Origin of the sequence: Luteimonas cucumeris, assembly GCF_007830035.1 — a bacterium.
In the GTDB taxonomy this organism is placed as follows: Bacteria; Pseudomonadota; Gammaproteobacteria; order Xanthomonadales; family Xanthomonadaceae; genus Luteimonas_C; species Luteimonas_C cucumeris.
Genome location: NZ_VLKN01000002.1, coordinates 537,508 through 561,306, shown reverse-complemented (window position 1 = coordinate 561,306; position 23,799 = coordinate 537,508). Strand labels below are relative to the sequence as shown.

General features: G+C 66.2%; 19 protein-coding genes. 9 read left to right on the top strand and 10 right to left on the bottom strand.

The window, feature by feature from the left end; all coding sequences use genetic code 11:
* Positions 1-80: 80 nt before the first annotated feature.
* On the top strand, positions 81-959 hold the full coding sequence (locus IP90_RS05700) for a phosphate/phosphite/phosphonate ABC transporter substrate-binding protein (RefSeq protein ID WP_144898734.1): 879 nt from the start codon (positions 81-83) through the stop codon (positions 957-959).
* Entirely contained in the window at positions 956-3,091 is a 2,136-nt protein-coding gene (locus tag IP90_RS05695) for a putative bifunctional diguanylate cyclase/phosphodiesterase (RefSeq protein WP_144898644.1), read from the top strand. The genes IP90_RS05700 and IP90_RS05695 overlap by 4 nt, the downstream gene beginning before the upstream one ends.
* Before the next feature lie 79 nt (positions 3,092-3,170).
* Here the strand turns inward: IP90_RS05695 and IP90_RS05690 are convergent, their stop codons facing one another.
* Both IP90_RS05690 and IP90_RS05685 read right to left on the bottom strand, forming a co-directional pair.
* Complete coding sequence (locus IP90_RS05690; RefSeq protein ID WP_144898733.1) at positions 3,171-3,812, bottom strand: exopolysaccharide biosynthesis protein; 642 nt, start codon at positions 3,810-3,812, stop codon at positions 3,171-3,173.
* A complete protein-coding gene (locus IP90_RS05685) occupies positions 3,802-5,127 on the bottom strand; it encodes a hemolysin family protein (RefSeq protein WP_144898643.1) in 1,326 nt (441 codons plus the stop codon). Before IP90_RS05685 ends, IP90_RS05690 begins: the two co-directional genes overlap by 11 nt.
* Before the next feature lie 251 nt (positions 5,128-5,378).
* Between IP90_RS05685 and IP90_RS05680 the strand changes: the two genes are divergently transcribed.
* Positions 5,379-6,005, top strand: a complete 627-nt coding sequence (locus tag IP90_RS05680) for a DUF47 domain-containing protein (RefSeq protein WP_144898642.1) — start codon at positions 5,379-5,381, stop codon at positions 6,003-6,005.
* A 12-nt stretch (positions 6,006-6,017) separates the two neighbouring features.
* Complete coding sequence (locus IP90_RS05675) at positions 6,018-7,139, top strand: inorganic phosphate transporter (protein ID WP_144898641.1); 1,122 nt, start codon at positions 6,018-6,020, stop codon at positions 7,137-7,139.
* 123 nt (positions 7,140-7,262) lie between these two features.
* Here the strand turns inward: IP90_RS05675 and IP90_RS05670 are convergent, their stop codons facing one another.
* Positions 7,263-7,673, bottom strand: a complete 411-nt coding sequence (locus IP90_RS05670) for a hypothetical protein (RefSeq protein ID WP_144898640.1) — start codon at positions 7,671-7,673, stop codon at positions 7,263-7,265.
* 46 nt (positions 7,674-7,719) lie between these two features.
* Here IP90_RS05670 and IP90_RS05665 point away from each other — a divergent pair, with 46 nt between their 5' ends.
* The gene (locus tag IP90_RS05665) at positions 7,720-8,058 is read left to right on the top strand and encodes an MGMT family protein (RefSeq protein ID WP_144898639.1); all 339 of its coding nucleotides are present in this window, start codon (positions 7,720-7,722) and stop codon (positions 8,056-8,058) included.
* Between the two features lie 123 nt (positions 8,059-8,181).
* Entirely contained in the window at positions 8,182-8,844 is a 663-nt protein-coding gene (locus IP90_RS05660) for a rhomboid family intramembrane serine protease (protein ID WP_144898638.1), read from the top strand.
* 104 nt (positions 8,845-8,948) lie between these two features.
* Here IP90_RS05660 and IP90_RS05655 read toward each other — a convergent pair whose 3' ends face one another.
* From IP90_RS05655 to IP90_RS05645, 3 genes are all read right to left on the bottom strand, one after another.
* Complete coding sequence (locus IP90_RS05655) at positions 8,949-10,961, bottom strand: M13 family metallopeptidase (protein WP_144898637.1); 2,013 nt, start codon at positions 10,959-10,961, stop codon at positions 8,949-8,951.
* 1,083 nt (positions 10,962-12,044) lie between these two features.
* Positions 12,045-14,135 carry a M13 family metallopeptidase gene (locus IP90_RS05650; RefSeq protein ID WP_199753412.1) on the bottom strand — a complete coding sequence of 697 codons (2,091 nt, stop codon included), beginning with the start codon at positions 14,133-14,135 and terminating at the stop codon, positions 12,045-12,047.
* Between the two features lie 259 nt (positions 14,136-14,394).
* Positions 14,395-14,754, bottom strand: coding sequence for a hypothetical protein (locus IP90_RS05645; protein WP_144898636.1), 360 nt, complete (start codon positions 14,752-14,754; stop codon positions 14,395-14,397).
* Between the two features lie 391 nt (positions 14,755-15,145).
* Here IP90_RS05645 and IP90_RS05640 point away from each other — a divergent pair, with 391 nt between their 5' ends.
* Complete coding sequence (locus tag IP90_RS05640; protein ID WP_144898635.1) at positions 15,146-16,489, top strand: DEAD/DEAH box helicase; 1,344 nt, start codon at positions 15,146-15,148, stop codon at positions 16,487-16,489.
* A gap of 361 nt (positions 16,490-16,850) precedes the next feature.
* Here the strand turns inward: IP90_RS05640 and IP90_RS05635 are convergent, their stop codons facing one another.
* From IP90_RS05635 to IP90_RS05620, 4 genes are read right to left on the bottom strand one after another with little or no spacing between them, the layout of a single operon-like run.
* A complete protein-coding gene (locus tag IP90_RS05635) occupies positions 16,851-17,600 on the bottom strand; it encodes a GntR family transcriptional regulator (protein ID WP_144898634.1) in 750 nt (249 codons plus the stop codon).
* A gap of 9 nt (positions 17,601-17,609) precedes the next feature.
* Positions 17,610-19,046, bottom strand: coding sequence for an aldehyde dehydrogenase family protein (locus IP90_RS05630; RefSeq protein WP_144898633.1), 1,437 nt, complete (start codon positions 19,044-19,046; stop codon positions 17,610-17,612).
* A gap of 30 nt (positions 19,047-19,076) precedes the next feature.
* A complete protein-coding gene (locus IP90_RS05625; protein WP_144898632.1) occupies positions 19,077-20,075 on the bottom strand; it encodes a 4-hydroxyproline epimerase in 999 nt (332 codons plus the stop codon).
* A gap of 10 nt (positions 20,076-20,085) precedes the next feature.
* Positions 20,086-21,006 (bottom strand): dihydrodipicolinate synthase family protein, encoded by a 921-nt coding sequence (locus IP90_RS05620; RefSeq protein WP_144898631.1) that lies wholly within the window; start codon positions 21,004-21,006, stop codon positions 20,086-20,088.
* A gap of 108 nt (positions 21,007-21,114) precedes the next feature.
* Here IP90_RS05620 and IP90_RS05615 point away from each other — a divergent pair, with 108 nt between their 5' ends.
* Both IP90_RS05615 and IP90_RS05610 read left to right on the top strand, forming a co-directional pair.
* Positions 21,115-22,404, top strand: coding sequence for an NAD(P)/FAD-dependent oxidoreductase (locus IP90_RS05615; protein ID WP_199753401.1), 1,290 nt, complete (start codon positions 21,115-21,117; stop codon positions 22,402-22,404).
* On the top strand, positions 22,401-23,603 hold the full coding sequence (locus tag IP90_RS05610; protein WP_144898629.1) for a M24 family metallopeptidase: 1,203 nt from the start codon (positions 22,401-22,403) through the stop codon (positions 23,601-23,603). Before IP90_RS05615 ends, IP90_RS05610 begins: the two co-directional genes overlap by 4 nt.
* Positions 23,604-23,799 lie beyond the last annotated feature (196 nt).

Here is a 23,799-nt window from a genome sequence, read left to right as displayed (position 1 = left end):
GCTCACCCGTCGCAATCCCGGGGACCCGCATCTTGGCCGCATTGACCGCGCGACTCGCCGCCGGATTGTTGGCCGTGGCGATGTTGCTGCCCTGGTCCGCCGCACGGGCGGTCGATGATCCGCACGTGCTGGTGCTGGGGCGGATCAGCGACGACCCCAAGGCCCACTACGAGCAGCTCAAGCCGCTGCTGGACTACGTGGTGCCGCGCATGGCCGGCGTCGGCATTCGCGAAGGCCGCATCCTGATGGCGCGCGACGCCCGGCAGATGGCCAGCTACCTGCGCCGCGGCCGCGTCGACTGGGTCACCGAAACCTCGGGTACCGGCGTGGCGCTGGCCGAGCGCGCCAACGCCCGTCTGCTGCTGATGACCGAGCGCGACGGGGTCAGCCATTACCGCACGTTGTTCTTCGCGCGCCGAGACAGCGGGCTCACTTCGCTCGACCAGTTGCGCGGCCGCAGCGTGGCGTTCCAGAACACCGGTTCGACCAGCGCCTATTTCGTGCCGGCCGCGGAACTGCTGGAGCGCGGCATGGGCCTGGAGTTGCTGATGTCGCCGATGGACAAGCCCGGCGACGACACGGTCGGCTTCGTGTTCGCGCGCTCCGAGCTCAACATCGCCAACTGGGTGCACAAGCGGCTGGTCGACGTCGGCGTGATGAGCAACCTGGATTGGGGCAACCCGCAGCGGATGCCGTCCAGCTATCGTGGCGAGCTGCAGGTCCTGCATCGCACGCCCGAATACCCGCGTGCGGTGGAAGTGGTGCGCGGGAACCTCGATCCCAGGGTCGAGGCGCGCCTTCGCGAGGTGCTGATCCAGGCAGCGGACGATCCCGATGCCCGCGACGCGCTGCTGCGCTTCTTCAAGACGACCCGCTTCCTGCCGATCGATCCTGACTCCGAACATGCGCTCAAGCACCTGCGCAAGGGCGTGGCGCGGGTGCGCGCGGAGGTGGAATGAAGCGTTTCCGCATCGGTCTGCAGATGCAGTTGCTGGCGCTGATGGGGCTGGCACTGCTGCTTTTCACGACGATGATGATCCTGTTGTGGCAGCGCCAGACACTGACGCAGTCCGAGATCACCCGCATCAGTCGCCAGGCCATGCACGACCAGATGATCGACGCGTTGCGCCGGCGCGGCGAATCGACGGCGACTCAGCTCGCTGACAATCTGACCAATCCGTTGTACTACTTCGACCTCGACGCGATCGGTGCGCTTGCGCGCGACACGCTGCGCCAGCCGGGCATCAGTTACGTACTGGTCTACGATCCGCAGGGGCGCATCGTTCATGATGGCTCGGGCGACATCCCGACCTATGGCCGGCCGATGCAGGATCCGCTGGCTTACGAAGTCGTGCGCGCGCGCGGACTGCATGCGCAGTGGACCGACGATGTCGTGGATGTATCCAGCCCGATCGAGCTCGGCGACCAGCGCATCGGCGGCGTGCGCATCGGGTTCTCGCTGGCCCAGATGAGCGCGAATGAAGAGCGCGCCAGTGCCGGCCTGCGCGCCAGTCTTGCCGAACTCAGCAGTCGCCATCGTGCACTGGTCATCGCGCTGATGCTGTCGCTGCTGGCGCTGGGCATCGGCGTGGTGTGGGTGATCCAGCGCACCCTGATCGTGCCGGTGCGGCGTCTGGCCGATGCAGCGCGCGAGATCGAAGCCGGGCGCTTCGGCGGCTCGGTGCCGGTCAGCTATCGCAACGACGAAGTCGGCGATCTGGTGCGTGCCTTCGAGCGCATGAGCCAGAGCGTGGCGCGCCACGACCGCGACATCCGCCGCATGGCCTATACCGATGCGCTGACCGGCCTGTCGAACCGGCTTGCCTTTCGCGAGAGCCTCGACCAGCGCCTGCTCGAACTGCGCGGCGTCGGCAAGCAGCTGGCATTGCTGTTCGCCGACATCGACGACTTCAAGCGCGTCAACGACACGCTCGGCCACGAAGCCGGCGATGAAGTGCTGGTGCAGTTCTCAACGCGCATCCGCGCGGCGGTGGAGCGCCTTGGCGGCGAGGACGCGCAGCTGGCGCGTTTCGGCGGCGACGAATTCGTGATCCTGCTGCAGAGCTCCGTGCTGCCCGGCGACGAAGTGCGAAACAAGGCCAGCCGCCTGGCCGAGAACCTGGTGTCCGAGTTGAGTCGGCCGATCGTGATCCACGATCGTCAGGTGTTTCTCGGCACCTCGATCGGCATCACCCTGTTTCCGGAAGATGCTTCCAGCGCGACGATGCTGATGAAGAACGGTGACATCGCGATGTACCAGGCCAAGGTCGCCGGCAAGAACTGCTACCGCTTCTACAGTCGCGCGATGGACCAGGCGGTCGAGCGCCGCGTGCGCATGGAACAGGAGCTCCGTGGTGCCTGGGAGCGCGGCGAACTGAGCGTGGCCTACCAGCCGGTCTATCGCCTTGTCGACAACCGGCTGGTCGGTGCCGAAGCGCTGCTGCGCTGGCATCATCCGGAGCAGGGCATGGTTTCGCCGGCGGTGTTCATCGATGTCGCCGAGCAGAGCGGACTGATCGAAAGCATCGGTCCGCAGGTGCTGCGCGTGGCCTGCCGCGATGCGAAGCGATGGCATGATGAATTCACCACGCAGGAGCCGCTGTTCGTGTCGGTCAACGTGTCGCCGCGCCAGCTGCGAAGCGCCGAACTGCCCGGCCTGGTCGAAGCCTGCCTGAAGGAAACCGGCCTGCCGGCATCGCAACTGCACGTGGAACTGACCGAAACCGCGGTGATCGGCGACGAGTTCCATGCCAGCACGCTGTTGTCGCGACTGCGCAGCATCGGCGTCAAGGTGTGGCTGGACGACTTCGGCACCGGCTTCTCCGGCCTGAGCCACCTGCGCCGCGTGCCGGTCGATGGCGTCAAGATCGACCGCAGTTTCATCGCGGACGTGCTGCGCGATCCCGACGACCTTGCCCTGACCACCGCGATCATCGCGATGGCGCATTCACTCGGCATCACCGTCGTCGCCGAAGGCGTGGAGAAGGAAGGTCAGTACGCGATCCTGCGCGAACGCGGTTGCGACCTGGCGCAGGGCTACTGGCTCGGACATCCGTCGAGTGCACAGGATTTCGCGAGGTTGCTGATCTGATCCGCTGCTTCTTCTGGTGAAAGCAAAGCGGTTTCGACACGGATCAAAGCGAACAAGAACGGATCGAGCTCCCGTCAGCTCAGAACAGGCCGTCCAGCCAGCGCGTCACCATCGCGACGATGTTGCCGGACAGCATGCCGAAGGTGACGATCTCGAAGATGCCGAGCGCCCAGGCGACCAGCATCAGTGCGCCGTCGCGTTCCAGCAAGGCCAGTGCATACAGCAGCAGCAGCGCGCCGAAGATGTAGTTGGTGAAGGGGATCGGCAGCGACAGCAGTACCCCCAGCAGCACCAGCAGCAGGCCGGTGAACAGGGTCGCGGCGGGGTGATCGAGCACGATGGTCAGGCGTGGCTTGACCAGGTGTTCGAGTCGTCCCAGCCACGGCGAGATGCGCTGGTTGAAACGCACCAGTAGTCGCCGATGCGGGCCGCGTTCGGCCAGGAAGCCGGGCAGCCATGGCTTGCGCAGCAGGAACAGAAGCTGCATGCCGACCAGCATCACCAGCGGCCCGCTCAGTGCGCCGGCCAGCCCGGGGATCGGGATGAAGGCGGGCAGGGTTGCCACCATCAGCAGCATGCCGAAAGTGCTGCGGCCGAGGCCGGCGAGCACGTCGCGAAGCTTCAGCACTTCTTCCGGATCGCCGATCGCCAGTGCGTCGAGCAACGCGCGCGTGCCGGGTTCGCGCGGCTTGGCGTGCGGGTTGTCGCGGTCAGCCGTCATCATCGTCGCTGTCCGGCTCAGCCAGCTGCGTCAGCAGCAATTTGTCCACGCGCGGGCCGTCGAGGTCGACCACCTCGATGCGCCAGCCGCTCCACGCGAAATGTTCGCCGACGTGCGGGATGCGGCCGAAGCGTGCGATCGTCATGCCGGCGGCGGTGTGGTAGTCGTGTTCTTCCTCGTCGGGCAGCCTGGCGCCGCCGAACAGTTCGCGCAGTTCGTCGATCGGCAGCGCGCCGTCGACCAGCAGCGATCCGTCCTCGCGCACGATCACCATTGCCTCGTCGTCGCCGCTGTCGTGCGACTGCAGGCGGCCGAGGATCGCGCCCATCAGGTCGCTGACGGTGACCATGCCCTGGATGTCGCCGTACTCGTCGACCACCAGCGCCAGCGACTGCTGCTCTTCGCGGAAGATCTCCAGCAGCTTCATCGCATGCGTGGATTCGGACACGAACAGCGGCGGGCGCAGTTCGTCGAAAAGCTCGGGCGCGGTCTGGTCGAGGCGGTCCAGCAGGGATTTCACCTCGAGAATGCCGAGCACTTCCTGGTCGCTGCCGCGATACACGGGGTAGCGCGAGAACGGCGTGTCGCGCATGGTCGCCAGGTTTTCCTCGAAGGGCGCCGCGGCATCGAGCCAGCTGATGCGCATGCGCGGCGTCATCAGGCTTTCGGCGGTGCGATCGCCCAACCGAAGCACGCGGTTCATCATGTTGCGCTCGTGCGCGTCGATCACGCCCTGCTCGTGGCTCTCGCTCACCAGCAGCCGGATTTCCTCTTCGGTGATGGCGTTGCGGGCGTCGTCCTTGATGCCGAGCAGGCGCAGCACCAGCCGGTTGATCGCGCCGAGCGCGAACACGACCGGCTTGGCGCCGCGCGCCAGCATGTCCAGCGGGATCGCCACGCCGCTGGCGATGCCTTCGGCGTTGGTCAGCGCCAGGCGCTTGGGGATCAGTTCGCCGAAGATGACCTGGCCTGCGGTGATCAGCACGATGGCGGTGGTGATTCCGATCGTGCGCGCGTATTTCTGCGCGGCCGGGAACACGCCGTCGATCCAGTCGGCGATCATCAGCCCGATCGCGTCGCCGCCGAACACGCCGGCGAGGATGCCGATCAGGGTGATGCCGATCTGCACGGTCGACAGCAGGTCGTCCGGCTGTTCGGCCAGCGCCAGCGCCTTGCGCGCACCGCGGCTGGGATGGGCGGGATCTTCCGCCATCTGCCGGAGGCGCAGCTTGCGCGAGGTCATCAACGCCATCTCGGACATCGCGAAGAAGCCGTTGAGGGCGATCAGGGCGACGACGATCAATAGCTCCAGCACGCGGGGCCTTCGTTCGACTTGGGGGCAGGGAGGACGACGGGAAGGCGCACCGCGACAAGGTCGGTGGCGGGCGCGGGCAGGGGCGTAGGGTCGTCGTCCATAGGTTGCGCCGAGGGCGCCGGGAGCATGATAACAGGGGCGGAGGAAGCCCTTGGCGCGGGCCATGCCGCAAGACAGTAATGCCGCAACCGTCATGATGCCGTCATAATCGCGCCTTCGATCAGACCTCAAGCCATCGGCGAGGCCCCGCGATGTTTTCTTTGCAGACCATATTCGGCTCCGGCAAGCAGTTCTTCACCCTGTTCGACGAGGCGGCCCAGGCCGCCTACGACAGCACCCGGGCCCTGCACGCGATGATGAAGGCGACCGATCGTCAGCCGGCGCTGGATGCCTTCAAGCTGGCCCGCCAGCGCGAGCGCGTGGCCTCGGACAAGATCAGCCAGGCGCTGGTCGACAGCTTCATGACCCCGTTCGAGCGCGAGGACATCGAGGCTCTGGGCTCGGCGCTGTACAAGATCCCCAAGCAGGTCGAGAAGTTCGCCGACCGCTACTCGCTGGCGACGCGCCACCTGGAAGGCATCGATTTCGCGCCACGCGCAGCGATGCTCGAGCAGGCCGCGGGCGTGGTGGTGGAGATGGTGGCCGAACTGCGCAAGATGAACATCGATCGCATGACCGCGCTCAACGACCGCCTGCGTGCGATCGAGAACGAGGCCGACCGGCTGATGCTGGAACTGTATCGCGACATCTACTCCGGGCGCCTGGACAACCTGCAGATGTTCCTGCTCAAGGAGTTCTTCGAGATCCTGGAAAAAGCGATCGACCGTTGCCGCGAGGCCGGCGTGGTCGCCTACCAGATCGTGCTGAAGAACAGCTGAGGACGCGTCGCGATGTTATCCCTCGTGCTGGTGGTGATCCTGGCGGCGCTCGTCTTCGAGTTCATCAACGGTTTCCACGACACCGCCAACTCCATCGCCACGGTCGTCGCGACCAAGGTGTTGACACCCGGCCAGGCGGTGATGCTGGCGGCGATCATGAACCTGATCGGGGCGCTGACCGGCACCGCGGTGGCCAAGACCATCGCCTCGGGCCTGATCGACACGGACGTGGTCAACGTCACGTCGCAGGTGATCCTGTGCGCGCTCGGTGGCGGCATCATCTGGAACCTCATCACCTGGTGGAAAGGGTTGCCGTCGTCGTCGTCACACGCGCTGATCGGCGGCCTGTGCGGTGCGGCGCTGGCCGCCGCGCACAATGACTGGGCGGCGCTGATCTGGTCGGAACCGGTCGGCAACTGGGCCAAGAACAAGGGCCTGCTGTGGAAGGTGCTGCTGCCGATGATCACCTCGCCGATCGCCGGCTTCATCCTCGGCGTGCTGGTGATGCTGCTGCTGTGGGCGATCATCGCGGCGATGGTGCGTGCCGGCGGCGTGCTCGCGCGGCTGGCGCGGCCACGCTGGGTCAACGCCTTCTTCGGCAAGGCGCAGCTGGCATCGGCGGCGTACATGGGTTATGCGCACGGCCACAACGATGCGCAGAAGACGATGGGCATCATCGCGCTGGCGCTGTTCGGCGCCGAAGCGAGCGGGGCGCTGGACAATCTGCCGACGTGGCTCGGATTCCTGCATCCGGGCGCGGCCGGCGAACAGGACATCGCCACCTGGATCGTGCTGACCTGCGCCGTGGTCATGGCGCTGGGCACGGCGGCCGGCGGCTGGAAGATCATCAAGACGCTCGGCCACAAGATGGTCAAGCTGCATCCGATCCATGGTTTCGCCGCGGAAACGAGTTCGGCCACGATCCTGACGCTGGCCGCGCACTTCGGCATGCCGGTATCGACCACGCACAGCATCTCGACCGCGATCATGGGCGTGGGCTTCGCCAAGAATCCGCGCGCGCTGAAGCTGGGCGTGATCGAGCGCATCGTGTGGGCATGGATACTGACGATCCCCGCCGCCGGCGGCATCGCCTACGGAATCTTGAAGCTGCTCCAGGCGATGGGCTGGGCGTAAGGCGGGCTCAAGCCCGCCGCAAAGGATTCGCCGCTTCGGAATTTCAAGGCTCGTTGTGTGATACCCGCGTTCGATGCGATTCGAAGGTGCGCGGTGCAGGCTTGAGCCCGCCCGGCGTCCGTCCTACAGCAGATCGCCGCCAGCCGACAGCGCATGCTCGATGCGATCACCCATGCCGCCGATCTCCAGTACCAGGCGATCGACTTCGGCCGGCGACAGCGCGTCGTAGGGACGGTTCTCGCACAGCTGCAGGTACGGCACGCCGTCGAGATCGCCGATCGCCAGGTAGCCGACGCGGCTTTCCCAGTTGAACGCCAGCGCGCGGCGCGCATCGACGCCGGTGATCGGCGCGATGGTGGTGGCCACGCGCAGGTAGCTGCGACCATCGTCGTCGTGCAGTTCCGACAGGAAGATCGACTGGTGGCGGCGACCGTTGTCCAGCGACAGCTCGACGCAGACCACGTACGGCTCCTGCATGGTCAGGCGGAAGGCGGAGGCGGCGAGGTGGCTGCGGATCTGCTCGAAATTCTGCATCGTCGGTAGATTACGCCGTTGAGGGATGCCGCTATGCTAATCCGCGATGGGTGAACTGTCTGCCGCCGACCGGATCCTGGCTGCAATCCGCGCGATTCCGCGCGGTCAGGTCGCCGGTTATGGCGAAGTCGCGCGCCGCGCCGGCTTGCCCGGGCGCGCGCGGATGGTGGCGCGGCTGCTCAGCGAGAATCCGGATCCGCGCCTGCCCTGGCATCGCGTGCTGCGTTCCGACGGCCACATCGCCTTCCCCGAGGGCTCGAAGGGCCGCGCCGAGCAGACGCGGCGGTTGCGCGCGGAAGGCGTTTGGGTCGAGAACGGACGCGTGCGCGGCATCAAGGCCGCAGCCACGATCGACGAACAGATCTGGGGCATGCCGCCGGATTGAAATGGACATGCGAGCTGCGCACTACGCTTACTGCGCGCAGGTGCATCGCGCCACAGCAGATCCATGGCGGCCTCGGCCGGGGCGTGCTGCCGTTATGATAGGCGGGCACTGTCAGGAGTCCCCATGTTTTCCAATCTGCCGCCGATCACCAAGGCGTTGATCATTGCCAACGGCCTCGCCTATCTGTTGCAGATGCTGCTCGGCAACGAGACGTTCGCGGCCTTCATGCTGTGGCCGATCGGCGATACCGGCTTCGATGCCTACGCGCCGGAGCAGAGTTTCCTGCCGTGGCAGCTGCTGACCTACGGATTCCTGCACGGCGGATTCGCGCACCTGGCGTTCAACATGCTGGCGTTGCTGATGTTCGGCGCGCCGCTGGAATATACCTGGGGCAACCGCCGCTTCCTGACGTATTACCTGGTGTGCGTGGCCGGCGCGGGCGTGTGCCAGTTGCTGGTGGGTTCGTGGACGGTGGCACAGGGCGGCAATGCGTATCCGACCATCGGTGCCTCCGGCGGCGTGTTCGGACTGCTGCTGGCCTACGGGATGCTGTTTCCGAACCAGCGCGTGATGCTGCTGATCCCGCCGATCCCGATGAAGGCGCGCACGCTGGTCATCGTGTTCGGCGTGCTCGAACTGGTGCTCGGCTTCGGCGGTTGGCAGCCGGGCGTGGCGCACTTCGCGCACCTGGGCGGCATGCTGTTCGGCTGGCTGCTGATCCGCTACTGGCGCGGACAGCCGCCGTTCGGCAAGGGCGGGCCGCGCCGGCCGCGGATCGTGCGTTGACGCGAAGCGCGTTGCAGAGCGGAGCAGGCTCCGTTCTGCAACGCGTCGTCCGACGCTGGGACTTCAGATGAAACCAGGCGGAGCGGGCTCCGCCTGGGCGGCAATCAGCGCCAGAAGGACACCTGTTCCTCGGGCTTCTTCTGCATGTTGGTGGTGGCCTTGCACTGGTAGGCCTCGCCGAAGGCCGGCTGGTTGACCAGCGGGCCATTTGCGCGCCACTGCCCGGGCGCATGCACTTCGGTGGCGACCAGCACTTTCGCGGCATCGGCGCTGTTCTGCTGCGCCCACAGCTGCGCCCAGGCCTTGAAGAATGCCTGCTTGGCGCTTTCCGAAGCCGCGGACGGATCGGTGCTGAAAGCGTCATAGGCCAGTTCGATGCCGGCCAGGTCGGCCGCATTCTCTTCGCTGGTCTGGCGGCCATCGACCTTGACGCCGGTCAGTCCCGGATACGCATAACCGTCGTACTGGAGGGCCAGCTTGCCAGCGCGTTCCTGCCAGGCTGCTTCGTCGGCCGGTGTCCACCAGCTCTTGATGGTGCCGTCGACATCGATCATGCGGCCCTTGTTGTCGACCGCATGGCTGAGCTCGTGCGCCACCAGCGCGCCGTATGTGCCGTAATGCGTGGCCGCATCCCGGCTCATGTCCAGCACCGGCGCCTGCAGCGTCGCCGCGGTGGCGATCAGGCGGTTCTGGGCGATGTCGTAGGCCAACGCGGGATGTTGCGGCAGCACGTCCCAGCGACGATCGGCATTGCCGTGGCCGATGCGCTTCATCTCCTCGCGATGACGCCAGGTGGAAGCGATCAGCATGTTGCTGCCAAAGCTGCCACGCCCCATCGGCTGCACGGTGTAGTCGAGGTCGCGGTTCGGGGTGCCGATCTCGATCTTGAGGTTGTCGAGACGGGCCTTTGCCGCCGCCTTGGCTTCGGCACTCAGCCACGTGCTCTCCGCGACTTGGCGCTCCAGCGTGGCGCGTACCTGTTTCGCGATCTCCTCGGCGCGCGCATCGGTGGCGGCAGGCAGGTAGCGCGCGGCGTACTCGCGGCCCAGCATCGGGCCGGCGGCGGTGTTGATCGCATCCAGCACCTGACGCCAGCGCGGCGCCGGTGTGGTTTCACCTCGCAGCAGCTGTCCGCGGAAGGCGAAATCGGCATCGCGGAACGGCTTGGACAGGTACGGCGCCATCGCATTGCCGACGTGGTAGCGCAGATACGCCTGCCATTGCGCCGGCGGCAGCGAGCCGACCAGCGCATCGAGTTGCGCGAACAACTGCGGATTGGCCATCGACACGGTGTCGTCCTTGACGCCCTGCGCTTCGAGGAACTCGCGCAACTGCAGGCGCTTGTACTGCTTCAGGCCGGACGCCGGTACCGGCGCGTAGTTGGCGCGCGGATCGCGCAGCGCCGTGAGCGGCCGGGACGCCTGTGCGATGCGCGTTTCCAGGTCGATCACCGATTGCACCTGTGCGTCCAGCTGTTCCTTCGGCGTGCCGGTGAGGGTCAGGATGCTCTTGACGTAATCGCGGTAGCGCTCCATCAGCGCCTTGGTATTGGCGTCGCTGCGCGTATAGAACTCGGGATCGGACAGGCCCAGACCGCCCTGGCCGAAGTAACCGATGTGGCGATCGAGCTTGGCCAGATCGACGTCCGGGCTGAAGTTGAACAGTACCGGGATGCCGACCTGGTGCAGCGCGGCGAGCGACGGGGCGATGTCCTTGGCCTTGCGGATGCCGTTGATGCGCGCCAGCAGCGGCGCGATCGAGTTGCTGCCATCGGCTTCTACCGCGGCTTCGTCCAGGCCGCTGGCCCAGAAATCGCCCAGCAGCTTCTGCACGTTGCCCTGGGGCGCGCGCATGGCGCCATCGAGCAGGTCGCGCTGCTGCTGCACGCTGCGCTCGCGCATCTGGCCCAGCGCGCTGACCGAAGCGACATCGGCCGGCAGTGGGTTGGCCTTGAACCAGTCGGCGTTGCTGAAGCCATAGAAATCGCTGCATGCGGTGGCCGCGGCGGCTTTCTTCGGCGCGGCCTTCTTTTTCTTGGCGGCATCGGCATCGGGAGCGGACACCGAAGCGGCGAGGGCGACGATCAGGGCCAGGGCAAGCGGGCGGGCGTTGGGCATTGCGGGTTCCATCGCATTGGGATCGCGCAAGTCTAGCAAGCTGCCCGCGGCCGCGGCCCTGAACGGGGTCGCGGTTTCAGGGAAGGGCAGTCCGATCCTTGTCCCGAACTTTGTCGAAGGGTGGCCGACCGCGAAGCGGGCGGAAGCGCTTTACAACAGCCGCAGACTGGCCAAACCGACCTTTTTAGTTATCTCCCCAAAGCAGGAGCACTAATACAAGCCGGGTTGCAACGACGCAAGTTCCCGACCCTACGGGTCGGCTGTTCCGCCCGCTACCGCGTGCGGGTCACTTTCTTTGCTGGCCCAAAGAAAGTAACCAAAGAAAGGGCCCGAAGCCGGCTTGGCAGGCGTTGCACTTGATGGGTGCTGGTTCGAGGCTGCTTTCGTTGTTGCCGGAGTTCTTGTTCTCGCTTGAAATTTAATTGCTGCGTTTGGTTGTCCTTCGCAGCCTGCCGATTGCTTTGTCTTTGTCTTTGTCTTTGTCTTTGTCTTTGGCTGTTGGCTGTTGGCTGTTGGCTGTTGGCTGTTGGCACGAACTGTCAGCGATCCGAGCTACTCCATAGACCCGAAGGGCGGCGGCCATGGATGGCCGCCGTTTTCCGACCGAGCCAGGAGGGCGAGTCGGAAAATCGCGCGCCACTCCCCAACTGGCCGGATTGACTTGTCGGGGAGGGGCCTTCTCTTTGGTTACTTTCTCTTGGCCCCATCAAGAGAAAGTGACCCGACTGCGGCAGCAGGCGGAAACCCGACCTGCAAGGTCGGCAAATGCGTCGCAACACCAAAGGCAGGAGCAAGTCACTGGATCCCGGCATACGCTGGGATGACGAGCAAGAGCGGCAAGTCGCTGAATCCCTGCCTTCGCGGGGATGACGGCTAGAAAGCAAACAGCAACAGCACCAACGAAGCAGAAGCATCAAAGCACCGAAAGCCGAAGAAGCAAAAATTTCCTGTTTCCTTTCAAATCGGGCGCAGAAACGCGCATCGGCTCGTTGATGCCTGCCAAAGAAAAAAGACCTGCAAAAGAAAAGGCCCGGGCTTGCCGGGCCTTTTCCGCACACATCAATAACCGCTAGCGAAAGCGGATTACCAGATCACCACCTGCTTGTCGCCCTCGCGCACCATCGGCTGTCCCGGCTTGCACGAAAACGCCGCGGCGAAAGCCGGCAGGTTCGACGGCGCACCGATGGCGCGGAACTGCGCCAGCGCGTGCTCGTCGGTGGCCAGGCGGTTCTTCATGTCGTCTTCGGTATGCGAGCGGCGCCACACCGTGGCCCAGCCGTAGAAGAAGCGCTGGTCGCGGGTCATGCCGTCGATCATCGGATCCGGCGTGCCGGCAGTAGCCTTCTTCATCGCGTCGTACGCGGTTGCCAGGCCGCCGAGATCGGCGATGTTCTCGCCCAGCGTATGCATGCCGTCGACCTTCAGGCCGGGAGCGGGCACGTAGCCGTCGAACTGCGCGGCTAGCTTGCCGGTCAGGCCCTTGAAGGCATCGAAGTCGCCCTTGGTCCACCAGCCCGGATCGTCCAGGAACTTGCCGGTCGAGTCGAAGCGGCTGCCCTGGTCGTCGTAACCGTGCGTCATCTCATGGCCGATCACCGCGCCGATGCCGCCGTAGTTGATCGGATCGTCGGCCTTGGCGTCGAAGAACGGCGGCTGCAGGATCGCGGCCGGGAAGGTGAGCTGGTTCTGCTGCGGGTTGTAGGACGCGTTGACCGTCTGCGGCTTCATGCCCCACTCGGTCTTGTCGACCGGCTGGCCGATCTTGCTCAGATCCCACTTGTAGTTGAACTCGTTGGCGGCGAGCACGTTGCCGAGGTAGCTGTCGCGGTTGGTCGACAGGCCGCTCCAGTCGCGCCACTTGTCCGGATAGCCGATGCGCGGGTCGAAGGTCTTCCACTTCTCCAGCGCCTTGGCCTTGGTGTCCGGGCTCATCCAGGCCAGGTTCTCGATGCGCACCTTCAGCGCCTCGCTCATGTTGTCGACCAGCTGCTCCATGCGTTGCTTGGACTCGTCCGGGAAGGCGACCTTCACGTACATCTGGCCGAGCGCTTCGCCAGCCTGGCTGTTGACGGCGCCGAGCACGCGCTTCCAGCGCGGCTTGATCTCTTTCTGGCCGAGCAGCGCCTTGCTGTGGAAGTTGAAGTGTTCCTGCACGAAGTCATCGCTCAGGTAGGGCGATGCGCCATCGACGGTGTGGTAGCGCAGGTAGCTCTGCCATTGCGCGGCCGGCACGTCGGCCAGCATCCTGCTGACTTCCTGGTGGAATTCGGGCATCGCGAATGAGAACATCGCCGGCACGGCGATGCCCTGCGATTCGATGAACTTCGTCCACGGGAAATTGGGTGTCAGCTTGTCGGCGTCGGCCGGCGAGATCGGGTTGTAGTACAGCTTGGTGTCGCGCGACAGTTCCTTGTTGGACTTGGACACTTTCGCCAGGCGCGTTTCGAACGCCATCACGTCCTTGGCCTGGGTAGCCGCATCGGCCGCCGGGATGCCGGACAGTTCCAGCACCCTGGCGATGTGCGCGACGTAGGCATCGCGCTTGTCCTGCTTGTCGGCGTCGGTGTAGTAGGTGGTATCCGGCAGGCCCAGTCCGGACTGCATGGCGAACGCGATGTTGACGCCCGGGTTGTTGAAGTCGGGGCCGGAGCCGAAGCCGAAGATCGTGCTTTCGCCGACGGCGGCGGACTTGCGCAGATACTCGGCGATGCTGGCGGTGTCGGTGAGTGCGGCGATTTCGGCCAGGTCGGCCTTCAGCGGTTCGATGCCGAGCGCATTGATCCGGGCCTCGTCCATGCCAGTGGCGTACAGGTCGCCGACGATCTTCTCGACACCGGTCGCGTTCGCATCGGCCACGGCCTGTTCGGCGAGCTGCTGCTGCACGGCGTTGGAGCGCTCGGCCAGCATTTCGAACGCACCCCAGCTGGAACGGTCGCCCGGGATCGGGTTGGCCGCCAGCCACTTGCTGTTGACGAAGGCGTTGAAGTCGGTGCACGCGTCGACCTTGCTGTCGAGATCGACGGGCTGGAAGCGATTCACCGGCGGCAGCTTGCTTTCATCCAGGGTCAGGGCCTTGGCGTCTGTCGGCTTTGCATCGGCGGCGCCGGCCGCTGGCTGTGCGGGGTCCTGCTTGCAGGCGGCCAGGGCCATGGCGACGGACAGGGACAGCAGCAGGATCTGTGGTTTGTTGACGGTCACGTAAGGCTCTCCGGCCCGATGGGCGCGTGGTGGATTCGGGAGTACGGCCGTGAGGCCGGATTTCGCGCAGGCGGCCCGGCGGGCGGCGCACGGGCGACTCTACGCCGGTCGACAGGGGCGAGCGGGTGTCGAAGGTCATGCCGAAAAGCCGGCCGTAAACAGCGTTACGCGCGGTCGCATGCGTCTCCATTGCGAGTACGCGGCAGGCATCCGGCGGGGACTTCGTGGCCGTCGACTACAGACGCCGCGGTTTGCCGCCAGCGAGCAGGGCCAGCAGCAGGAAGCCGCCGACGATGTTGATGTTCTTCATGAAGTGCAGCAGCTGCGCGCCATGTTCTGTGCCCTGCAGCGTCCAGAACGGGTGCGACAGCAGGGCATCGGCCAGCATCAGCAATGCGGCCAGCGAGGCGGTCAGGCGCAGCTTCCAGCCGATCGCGACCAGCAGGCCCAGCACCAGTTCGACCGCGCTGAAGACCAGCGTGCTGTTGCGGATCGCCGCCCCTTCCGCCGCCATCAGCAGCCGGTAGGCGCCCATCACCACGAAGACGCTGGCCATCAGCAGGCGTGCCAGCAGGATGCCCGGGCCTTCTCTCATGCCGTTCTTCCTCCGTCGTCAGGTGCGGTCGATTGTCGCAAAAGCCTTGTGCCCGTGCCTCGTAACCCCAGGCCAAGCCCGCCTGCAGGTCGGACCGCGCGTCTGCCGATCTTCTGGTGGCGAACGGGTGGCCCATTCAGCTTGTTTCGCGTAGACTCTGCCCCGTTTGCAACGCGGCTGCCTGTTCCTGGTACGCCTGCCGCAGGGTCGAAGGGGAGCAATCCCGGCCACTGCAGCCACTTATCCCGCACGTCTTTCGTCGCGCAGACACGGTCCGGAATGTCCGGAACCGTCAAATCAGTTACTCGCAGCGCGGTTTCTAGGAAGCTTCGAGTAAACGGACCGCCGCCACAGAGCAGGCGGGCCGGAGCCATTCTCGGAGCTATACCCAATGACGTTTGAAACCCTCGGGCTGTCGCCCGCGCTGCTGCGCGCGCTCGCCGAAAACAACTACACCACGCCGACGCCGATCCAGGCTGAAGCCATTCCGCTGGCGCTGGCCGGCCACGACCTGCTCGGCGGCGCGCAGACCGGCACCGGCAAGACCGCCGCGTTCGGCCTGCCGCTGCTGCAGCGCCTATCCAAGGAAACCCCGCCCAACGGCCCGCGCAAGCCGCGCGCGCTGATCCTGACCCCAACACGCGAACTCGCGGTGCAGGTCGCCGACAGCCTCAAGACCTATGGCCGCCACCTGCGCCTCAACGTCACCACCATCTACGGTGGCGCCGGCATGGGCCCGCAGATGGACAACCTGCGTCGCGGCGTCGACATCCTCGTCGCCACGCCGGGTCGCCTGATCGACCACATCGAGCGCGGTACCGCCAAGCTCGACGCGGTCGAGATCCTGGTGCTGGACGAAGCCGACCGCATGCTCGACATGGGCTTCCTGCCCGCGATCAAGCGCATCCTCGGCCGCGTCCCGGCGCAGCGGCAGACGCTGCTGTTCTCGGCGACGTTCGAGGCGCAGATCAAGTCGCTGGCGCTGGAGTTCATGCGCAACCCGCAGCAGGTGCAGGTCGCGGCCAACAACACCATCGCCGAGACCATCGTGCATCGCGCGCACCCGGTCGACGGTTCGCGCAAGCGTGACCTGCTGATCGACATCCTCAGCAAGCGCCACACCGATCAGGTGCTGATCTTCGGCAAGACCAAGCACGGCTGCAATCGCCTTGCCGAGCAGCTGGAAACCGCCGGCCTGAAGGCCGTCGCGATCCACGGCAACAAGAGCCAGGCGCAGCGCCAGAAGGCCCTGAACCTGTTCAAGGCCGGCAAGGCGCGCGTGCTGGTGGCGACCGACGTCGCTGCGCGCGGCCTCGATATCCCCAACCTGCCGCTGGTCATCAACCACGATTTGCCGATGGTGGCCGAGGATTACGTGCACCGCATCGGCCGCACCGGCCGCGCCGGCGCCAGCGGCGAAGCCTTGTCGCTGGTGTCGCCGGAAGAAGGCGGCCTGCTACGCCAGATCCAGCGCATGCTGAAGGTCGACCTGGTGATGGACGTGATCGAAGGCTACGCGCCGAGCAAGCCGATCCGCCTGGATACGCCGATCCCGAAGAATGGTGGCGGCCAGCGCCAGGGCGGACAGCGTCCGCCGACGCGCGCGCCGGGCAAGGCCGCGCATCGTCCGCACGGCAAGCCGGGCGATCGCGGCGCGCATGCGCATGCCGGCCCGAAGCAGCATCGCAGCGGGCAGGGTGCGTATGCGGGAGCACGTCGCGGCACCCGCGCCTGACGGTCCGTGTTGCGCGCTGCCCGGATGACCGGGCAGCGTGGCATCAACAACAAGGAAGCCCCGGTCCTGCGACCGGGGCTTCTGCGTTCATGGCGATGACTTTGCGGAAGTGGAATCCATTCCAGAATCCGACATGGATTATTTTCCTGTCATCCCGAGCGCAGCGAGGGACCTGTTTTTCCTGCGCGATCCGATAAGCAGGTCCCTCGCTGCGCTCGGAATGACAGCAAAGCCAGGCAAGCCTTTCAGGGTTTCCAAAGAGGGAAGCCCAGCCTCGCGATCTCTTTCGATCGTGATGGTGATCTTTGAATTAGGCGTCGCAGGGGCCTCACTGGAGCAGGCACGCGCTCACTTCAAACGATCATTTCGCGCGCGCGGCGCGCACCGGTCGTGGTGCTGCGGTTGATGCGACTGCGCGCGCGTTGCGTTTTACGACGCGTGACGGTGCCGCTTCGCTTGCCGCTGCACCTTCGCGCAACTGCAGGCGCAGGTCGTCCAGGGTCATTGTGATGTGCTGCGCCAACAAGGCGGCGACGCGTTTGGCGTCGCGCGCGAGCCAGGCCTTGAGGATCGCACGATGCTCGCTGTCGGCACGCACGTCGCGGCCTTCGGGTTCCAGGTGCTTGCGCACGTAGCGTTCGGCCAGCACGTGCAGGCGTTCGACCAGTTGCGAGGTGATCTGGCGGCCGCCGGGCTGGACCAGCGAAAGATGAAAGGCGCGGTTGAGTGAAACGATGCCGGGCGTGGCGCCGTGGCCGGCGGCTTCCAGCGAGACCAGTGCGGCCTTGGCGGCATCGCGCTGCGCGTCGTCGGCATCGAGGCTGGCGGCGGCCGCGGCTTCGGGTTCGATCTTCAGGCGCAGCGCGAAGACCTCCTCGGCTTCCGCCGCGGTCAGCGCCGGCACGAAGTAGCCGCGGTTGACGTGTGAAGCCAGCAGGCCGTCCTGCTCGAGCCGGGCCAGCGCCTCGCGCAGCGGGATCTTGCTGATGCCCAGTTCCTCGGCCAGCGCGTCCTGGCGGATCGGCGCGAGCGGCGGGATCCGGGTCGACAGGATCCGTTCGCGGATGACTTCGAAAGCCTGGTCGGACAGCGTCCGGGTGACGATCTTCATGCCGCGAGTCTACCCGGCGCGCAGGTAGGTTGTTCGCATCGTGGTGTAGAAGGCGCGGGCCGCACGACCCTGTTCGCGCGGGCCATGGCTGGAATCGCCCACGCCGCCGAACGGCGCGTGGTAGTCGATGCCGGCGGTCGGCAGGTTGATCATCAGCATGCCGGCACGGGCCTCGTGCTTGAAGGCCTCGGCGTGCTTCAGCGAGCGCGTGCAGAGGCCGGCGGACAGGCCGAAGCGCGATTCGTTGAGCAGCGCCATCGCCGCATCGAACCCATCGACGCGGAACAATCCTGCCACCGGTCCGAAGATCTCGTCGCGCGCGAGCAGGCTGCCGCTGCCGACGCGATCGAACAGGGTCGGCGGAAAGTAGTTGTCGTCCATGTCGGCCTCGGCGCCAAACACGGTGGGCAGTCCTTCGTCACGCACGACGGCGACCTGTTTCGCCACGCGCTGTTTCTGTCGCGATGAGGCGAGGGGGCCGATGTCGGTCTGCTCGAGGCGTGGATCGCCGATCGTGACGTTCTTCATCCGCGACTGCACCCCCGCAACGAATGCGTCGGCGATGGTGTCGTCGACGAGGATGCGCGAAGTCGCCGTGCAGCGTTGCCCGGCGGCGAAGAAGGCACCGTTGACCGCAGATTCGACGGCGATGTCCAGGTCGGCATCGGCCAGCACGACCAGTCCGTTGACACCGCCCATTTCCGTCTGCACGCGCGCGCCGCGCATGGTGACCACGCCACGCACGTGGCGGCCGACGGTTTCCGAGCCGGTGAACGACACCGCATCGATGCGTGGTTCGTTGCAGATCGCCTCGCCGGTAGCGCCGGCGCCGAACACCAGGTTGACGCAGCCCTCCGGCAAGCCCGCGTTGGCGATGATCCGCATCAGCGCCGCGGCCGTGGCCGAGGACACTTCGGACGGTTTCCACACCACCGTGTTGCCGAAGGCGAGTGCGGGCGCGATCTTCCAGGCGGGGATCGCGATCGGGAAGTTCCAGGGCGTGATCAGGCCCGCCACCCCGACCGGTGCATGCATGACTTCGACCATCGCGCCTGCGCGTGTGGATTCGAAACGTTCGCCCGCATTGCGCAACGCCTCGCCTGCGAAGAATTCGAAGATGCGCGCGGCGCGCATCGTTTCGCCGCGGGCGTCGCGCAGTGTCTTGCCGGTCTCGCGTGCGATCAGCAATGACAGTGCCGCGGCATTGGCGGCGATGTCGCGGCCGATTTTCGACAGGGCATCGCTGCGTGCCTCGATCCCCGCCGCGGCGAATGGCGCCAGTGCATTGCGGGCGGCCTGTGCCGCCTGCGCCACCAGCACGGTGCCGGCTTCCGGTATGTGCACGATCAGGTCGTCGGGAGCCGCGGGGTTGCGCTGCTCGTGCGCGACCACGGCAGGAATTGCCTGGCCGGCGACGTGATGAGAGAGGTCGAGGATTTCGGTCATGTCGGTCTTGTCGTGTTGGTGCAGTACGGCTCATGTCACCACGAAGCCGCGCCAGAACGCGTCGGCTTCATCGATCCAGATCTGGTTGAAGCCGGTGGCGATCGCCGAGCCTTCGATCGAAGGTACGATCGCTGCATGTTTGCCGAGCGTGGTCGCGGCTTCGACGCGGCCGGTGAAGCGGCTGCCGATGTAGCTTTCGTGGACGAAGCGGTCGCCCACCTGCAGCCGGCCTTTCGCGGCCAGGTGCGCCATGCGCGCCGAGGTGCCGGTGCCGCAGGGGCTGCGGTCGATCGCGCGCTCTCCGTAGAAGACGGCATTGCGACCGTCGGCGCCGTCGCCTCTCGGTACATCGGCCCAGAGCACGTGGCTGACGCCGCGGATGGTCGGGTCGAGGGGATGTACCGGTTCGAAGATCTCGCGCACCAGACGGCGTACCTGTCCGCTGAGTTCGATGATGCGCGCCGCGCCGAGTGCGTCCAGTCCGGCGTATGGTCCCTGCGGTTCGAGGATGGCGTAGTAGTTGCCGCCGTAGGCGACGTCCACCGTCAACGGCCCGAAGCCCGGCACGTCGATGCGGATGCCTTCGGCGGCGAGATAGCTGGGCACGTTGCGGATGCGCACCGACTGCACGCGCCCGCCTGCCTCGACGTAGTCGGCGTCGATGATGCCGGCCGGCACTTCCACGCGCAGCCGTCCCGGCGTGCGTGGCTCGATCAGGCCGTTTTCCAGACCGAAAGTGAGGATGCCGATGGTGCCGTGGCCGCACATCGGCAGACAGCCGCTGGTCTCGATGAACAGCACGCCGATGTCGCTGTCGTCGCGCGTCGGCGGATACAGGAACCCGCCGGACATCATGTCGTGGCCACGCGGCTCGTACATCAGGCCGGTGCGGATCCAGTCGTAACGGGCGAGGAAATCCTGGCGACGCTCGCTCATCGAGGCACCGGCAAGCAGCGGCGCGCCGCCGCTGACCAGGCGCACCGGATTGCCGGCGGTATGGCCGTCGATGCAGAAGAAGGTATGGCGCATCGCGCGTTCCTCAGGCTGCGGCAGCGACGAGGGTAGGGCGGGTCGCCGCGGCGGTTTCGACCATCTGCACCACCTGCGCCCGCCGCGCGCCGGTCAGTGGCATGCGCGGCATGCGCACGCGCTCGCTGCCGCGGCCCATGATCTGTTCGGCGAGCTTGATCGACTGCACCAGGTCGTGGTCGGCGTCGAGGTGCAGCAGCGGCATGAACCACCGGTAGATCGCCAATGCCGTGGGCAGGTCGCCGCGCTGCAGCGCGTCCCACAGCGCGATGGATTCCTGCGGGAAAGCGCTGGTCAAGCCCGATACCCAGCCCTGCGCGCCCAGCAGCAGTCCTTCCAGGGCGACGTCGTCGAGGCCGGCGAACAGTGCGTAGCGGTCGCCGAAGGCGTTGTGCAGATCGGTGAAGCGGCGCGGATCGGGCGCGCTTTCCTTGATCGCAACCACGTTTGGCACTGCAGCCAGGCCTTCCAGCGTCTTCATGGTCACGCTGACGCGGTACGCCGGCGGGTTGTTGTAGAGCATGACCGGCAGCGCGGTGCTGTTCGCCACGGTGCGGAAGTGCTCCAGCAGTTCGGCTTCCGTAGGCACGTACACCATGGCCGGTAGCACCATCAGGCCCGACGCGCCGAGTCGTTCGACGGCGCGGGCGAAATTGACGGCGCGCGGCGTGGTGAATTCGGAGGTGCCGACGATGATCGGTACCCGTCCGGCCGATGCTTCCACGGCGGCGGCGACCACGGCGAGCTTCTCGTCCGGCTCCAGCGAATTGTTCTCGCCACAGGTCCCGCAGACGATCAGGCCATGGACGCCGTCGCGAACCAGGGCGTCCTGGACGCGCTGGGTGGCGTCGATGTCCACCGCCATGTCCGCGGCGAACTGGGTGGTGACGGCGGGGATGATGCCCGACCAGGTGCATGAACTGGAACCCATGTCTCTCTCCGGTGAAAATTCTGAATATAGTATACGATATATTAAATATCAAATTTCATGCACCAAGTTACCACGGTGTACGAGCGGATAGATCCGGGGAGCGGGCCCTTGCACGTTGGACATGATCCACAGCCGGCACTGGCCGGGTCCGCGCTGGTGATCGGAGGCGGAATCGTCGGCCTGTGCAGCGCGCTGCGACTGCGCCAGCTCGGCCTGCGCACGACGCTGATCGATCCGATGGCACTCCCGTCCGGCGCGTCGTATGGCAACGCGGGACATATCGCGGTGGAGCAGGTCGAGCCGCTGGCATCGTGGGCCACGATCCGGTCGGCGCCGCGGCGCCTGTTCGCGTTCGGCGGCGCGCTCGACGTGCGCGATCCGCTGGCCAGTGCGCCGTGGATGGCGCGTTTCGTCCACGCGGCTTCGCCATCGGGATTCCATGCGGGGCGCGAAGCCCTGCGCGGTTTGCTGGACCGTGCATTGCCCGCGTGGCATGCGCTGGTCGGCGAACTGCAGCGCCCGGACCTGCTGCGCAGCGATGGGCATGTCGTGCTGTGGGAATCCGGCCGTTCCGCGCGGTTGCGGCGCGATGTGTGGATGAGCGCTGACATCGGCAGCGCCAGCGTCCGCGATCTTGACCGTGGCGAGCTGGACGAATTCGCAGGCCTGTTGCGGCAGCGCCCGGCAGGCGGCGTGCGCTTCGCGGGCACGGGCCAGGTCGCCGATCCCACGCGGATGCTGCAAGCCTTGCGTGAAGCGTTCGACCAGGCGGGCGGCGAATCCGTGCAGGGATGCGTGCGCGGCATCGCGGTCGAGGGCGGCAGGGCCGTGGCGATACTCGACGACGGCCAGCGCTTGTCCGCCGATCTCGTGCTGGTGGCGGCCGGCGTCGCATCGGGCGAACTGATGGCATCGATCGGGCCGCGTCCGCCGTTGATCGCCGAACGCGGCTACCACCTGCAGTGGCGGCAGCACGGCTGGCCCGAAGACATGCCGCCGGTGGTGTTCGAGGACCGTTCGATGATCGTCACGCGTTTCGATGGCGGCCTGCGCGCAGCGGGTTTCGTCGAGTTCGCGACTAACGCACGGTTGCCCGCCGATCCACGCAAGTGGGTTGCGTTGCGCAGCCATGTAGACGCACTCGGCCTGCCCACATCGGCGAATGCCGACGAGTGGTTCGGCGCGCGACCGACCTTGCCCGACTATCTGCCCGCGATCGGTCGCAGCATGTGCGCATCCAACCTGCTGTACGCCTTCGGCCACCAGCACCTGGGCCTGACGTTGGCACCAGTCACGTCCGAAATCGTTTCCGCGCTGGCCATCGGCCTGGAGCCGATGGTGTCGCTCGCGCCATTCGACCTGCAGCGATTCCAACGCAGTACAGGAGCACGCAAATGAGCCATGGCATCGGCGGGTCGACCGCGGAACGGGAGCTGTCCGCACTCGCGTATTGGCCGAATCCGGCGTCGCGGATCCAGCCGGAAGAACGTGCATCACGCCTGCAGCGGGCGCGCGGCCTGATGGCGGCACTGGGTGTCGATGCCCTTGTCGTCAACGCCGGTGCCAACCTGCGTTATTTCACCGGACTGCCTTGGGCGGCGAGCGAACGGCTGGTGGCGATGGTGCTGACGCACGGCGGCATGCCGGTGCTGGTGTGCCCCGAGTTCGAGCGCGGTTCGCTCCTGGCGGGCATCGGCATCGACGTGGAAATACACACCTGGCAGGAACACGAGAATCCCCATCGGCTGGTCGTCGACATCCTGCGCGAACGGAACGCAAGGCGCATAGCGCTCGACCCGCAGGCACCGTTCTTCGTCGCCGAAGGCATGCGCCGCGCTCTGGCGACAGATGTGCTGGTCGAAGCCGCGCCGATCACCGACGGCTGCCGCATGCACAAGTCGCCCGCGGAACTGGCACTGATCCAGCAGGCAATGGATATGACGCTGGAAGCGCATCGTCGTGCCGCGTCGATCCTGTCGCCGGGCATCACCACGACGCAGGTGCAGCGCTTCATCGACGAAGCCCACCGCGCGCTGGGCGCCGACGCGGGCAGCACCTTCTGCGCGGTGCAGTTCGGCGAGGCGACGTCGTATCCGCATGGCGTGCCCGGTGAGCAGCGACTGGCGCAGGGCGACGTGGTGCTGATCGATACCGGTTGCCAAGTCGATGGCTACCACTCCGACATCACCCGCACCTATGTTTTCGGCAAGCCGGCCATCGCGCAGGCGGATGCCTGGAAGCTCGAGCGCGAAGCGCAACAGGCGGCATTCGATGCGGTACGGCCGGGCGTGCCGTGCGAGGCGATCGACGCGGCCGCGCGCACCGTGCTGGAACGCGCCGGCTATGGACCCGATTACCAGTTGCCGGGTTTGCCGCATCGCACCGGCCACGGCATCGGCCTGTCGATCCACGAACCCGCCTACCTCGTGCGTGGCGACAAGACACCGCTGGCGCCGGGCATGTGCTTCAGCAACGAACCGATGATCGTGGTGCCGGGGAAATTCGGTATTCGCCTCGAGGACCACTTCCACGTGACCGACCGCGGTGCCGCATGGTTCAGCGCACCGGCAACTTCGCTGACGGCGCCGTTCGGCTGACGGGAAATCACATGCGGATGCACGACGGATCGTAGCGACCCTTCCCAACATCACAAAGGAGTGTGCCAGCCAGAAAACCCACGAATGCCGCAAGCCGCGTCGCGGCTACCCGTCGATGTGCTGCCTTCGGCAGGTGATCGACAGTGGCAATCCGCGACATCCATCCGACCGCCAGCATCGTCCGCCACGCCATCCG